This window comes from Dactylosporangium darangshiense, assembly GCF_039537565.1.
In the GTDB taxonomy this organism is placed as follows: Bacteria; Actinomycetota; Actinomycetes; order Mycobacteriales; family Micromonosporaceae; genus Dactylosporangium; species Dactylosporangium darangshiense.
The window spans coordinates 1-1126 of sequence record NZ_BAABAT010000197.1 but is presented as its reverse complement, the minus strand read 5'-3'; the positions used below and the strand labels follow the sequence as shown (position 1 = coordinate 1126).

General features: G+C 68.0%; 1 protein-coding gene. It reads right to left on the bottom strand.

The window, feature by feature from the left end:
• The coding region (locus ABD901_RS58670; RefSeq protein WP_345145086.1) for an AMP-binding protein at positions 1 to 1126 on the bottom strand (1126 nt) is incomplete at both ends.

The following is a 1126-nucleotide window of genomic DNA, read 5'->3' as shown; positions in this document are numbered from 1 at the left end:
ACCTTCCCGTTCGGCGTCAACGGCAACCCGGCGAGCTCCACAAACACCGACGGCACCATGAACTCCGGCAACCGCTCCCGCAACCACCCACGCAACCCCTCCACAACCCCCGGCACCACATACGCGATCAGCCGCTCCCCACCCTCATCAGCCACCACCACCGCATCGCGAACGTCCGGATGCCCGCGAAGGACGTGTTCGACCTCGCCCGGCTCGATCCGATACCCACGCACCTTCACCTGCGCGTCATTCCGACCCAGGAACTCCAACGTCCCATCGGCCCGCCACCGCACCACATCCCCCGACCGATACAACCGGCCACCACCAAACGGATCCGCCACAAACCGCTGCGCCGTCAACTCCGCCCGACCCAGATAGCCACGCGCCACGCCGGAACCACCGATGAACAACTCGCCCGGCACCCCGATCGGCACCCGCCGCAACAACGCGTCCAACACATAGAGGCGGGTCCCCGGCAACGCACCACCCACCGGCGCCGGACCAACCCCACCCTCAAGCTCGGCAAACGTCGAATCGATACCAGCCTCAGTCACCCCATACGCCGTCAACACCCGCGCACCCAGGACCTGCCGGGCCCGGGCCGCCGCTTCGAGACGCCACACATCGGTGGTCACGACCAGCAACCGCAACCCGTCCAACACCACCCCGGTGTCCTCCAAGTGCGCGACCAGCGCATCGGCGTAGCGGGGAGCAACCTCCATCGCCTCCACCCGCTGCCCGACCAGGACCGCACACCACTCCGCGACCGACAACTGCAACCCGACCGCGCCCAGCACCAACGTCCCACCCGAGCCGAGCGCACGGACCACGTCACCGGTGAACACGTCGAAACTCGCGCTCGCCACCGACAACCACCGCAACCGCTCACCCGCACCGAAGTGGGACCGCATCCAACCGCCGAGCACACCCAGCAACACCGCATGTGGGACAACCACAGCCTTCGCCACACCCGTCGACCCCGAGGTGTAGATGACACACGCCGCCTGACCCGCCACCACCGGCAGCACCTCAACCGGTGCGGCCTGAATCGGCTCGTCGAGCCAGCACACCACCGGCACCAAACCGGCCAACCCCGCCGCCACCGAACGATGCCCGACCAGCACAC